4 protein-coding genes are annotated in these 1,347 nt (G+C 33.9%); 3 read left to right on the top strand and 1 reads right to left on the bottom strand.

The genetic code is table 11. From position 1 onward, the window contains the following. Positions 1 to 102, bottom strand: a 102-nt coding sequence (locus G5W_RS24960) for a helix-turn-helix domain-containing protein (RefSeq protein WP_420178789.1), incomplete at its 3' end; no start/stop codon positions are given. Positions 103 to 281: 179 nt separating this feature from the next. On the opposite strand from G5W_RS24960, the gene G5W_RS22605 reads away from it, so the two are divergent. The 3 genes from G5W_RS22605 (at position 282) to G5W_RS0119870 (ending at position 1,306) form a co-directional block, all read left to right on the top strand. Beyond that, entirely contained in the window at positions 282 to 467 is a 186-nt protein-coding gene (locus G5W_RS22605; protein WP_010099525.1) for a helix-turn-helix domain-containing protein, read from the top strand. A 238-nt stretch (positions 468 to 705) separates the two neighbouring features. Continuing rightward, the gene (locus tag G5W_RS0119875) at positions 706 to 1,116 is read left to right on the top strand and encodes a hypothetical protein (RefSeq protein ID WP_010099521.1); all 411 of its coding nucleotides are present in this window, start codon (positions 706 to 708) and stop codon (positions 1,114 to 1,116) included. 10 nt (positions 1,117 to 1,126) lie between these two features. Beyond that, positions 1,127 to 1,306: a hypothetical protein gene (locus tag G5W_RS0119870; RefSeq protein WP_010099520.1), complete on the top strand. Its 180-nt coding sequence runs from the start codon at positions 1,127 to 1,129 to the stop codon at positions 1,304 to 1,306. Positions 1,307 to 1,347 lie beyond the last annotated feature (41 nt).

Raw genomic sequence — 1,347 nt, 5'->3', positions numbered from 1 at the left:
CTCTATTTTAGATACATAAGCATTGGATATTCCAATGAATTCTCCAACTTCTCTTGTTGTGTATCTTTTCTTTTTACGTAGTTCCTTTAATTTTTGTCCCACTACTTTATTTGTCTCCACGATCGTACCTCCTTCCCCAACGATTATTATACCCCTTTGTTGACTATAGACAAAGCATTTTCAAAAAAAATTAAATAATTTGTTGACACCTAGTTACCAACGTGGTAAATTAAAGTTAACAAATTGGTAACCATGAGTTATCAAAGAGAGGAGGTAATTTTTTGAACGGTGATAAATTAAAAGCAATGCGTGAAAAGAGGAAATTAACTCAAGAACAACTTGCAGCGCATTTAAACATAAGTCGAAACTTTATTAGCGCAATAGAAAACGGTCGTAGAAAACCATCCTTAGCTATGTTAGAACGAATAGCAAACGTATTGAATTGTTCATTAAAGGATTTTTTTTAAACAATTTGGTAACTAGGAGGAATCAATTGTGAACATTACTACCAATGGCAAACCAAATGTAGATAAGGCACTAAATATTTTAGCTGAAATTGTTAAAAAGGATATATCAGAAATGAAGGTGGTTAAAGATGCCAGCTAACAAAACAGAGTGGTTCTACTTTATCGGGTTCTTTGGAATAGCATTACCAATTCTTTATCTAGCGTTAATAAACGCATAAATAAAAGGGAGGAATTTAAAATGGAAAACTTATTCAAAGGTATCAAATTAATTCAAGAGGTTGTTACAAGAATACCAGAGGTTTCAGAAGTGAGAATTGACCAAGAGGAAATGACAGTTCAAGTTAAACCACAGATTTTTAAAGAATTAGTTGGTGACTTCGAATTACTACCTTGCCACGTTGAGGAAACCGACCTAGAACAAATACTTAAAAGGGAATTGGTATATAACATCAAGCTTCAATTCGAAAAAGAGGGAATCACATTTCTAACGGTAATGGACCAACACGAATTCCAACTAGACTTCGAATCTTGGCTATATGACGAACCAAACATAGATGAAACATTCATAGTAGAGGATACACCAAGAGGTGTAACGAACGAACAATGGGCAATGAAGCAGTCTGGTATGGCATTAAAAGATTTTATGTAGGAGGGATAACGTGAAGATTCAACTATTCTACGATTCAACATTCACCGAAATATCAGTAGCTAACTTACAAGACCAGGTTAATGAGTTTATCAAAGATAAATTTGTAATTGACATTAAAATCACATCAGAAGGTGCAGAAAACGGTCACAGTTATATGATTATGGTTTTGTACAAAGAAACAGGGCTCTAACCACCACGAAAGAGCCCCTTCTCAAAACTTACAATTAATAT

Origin of the sequence: Ornithinibacillus scapharcae TW25 (assembly GCF_000190475.1) — a bacterium.
Classification (GTDB): domain Bacteria; phylum Bacillota; class Bacilli; order Bacillales; family Amphibacillaceae; genus Ornithinibacillus; species Ornithinibacillus scapharcae.
Note: the sequence above shows the minus strand (reverse complement) of the source record. Positions and strands in the feature narration are given on the sequence as shown.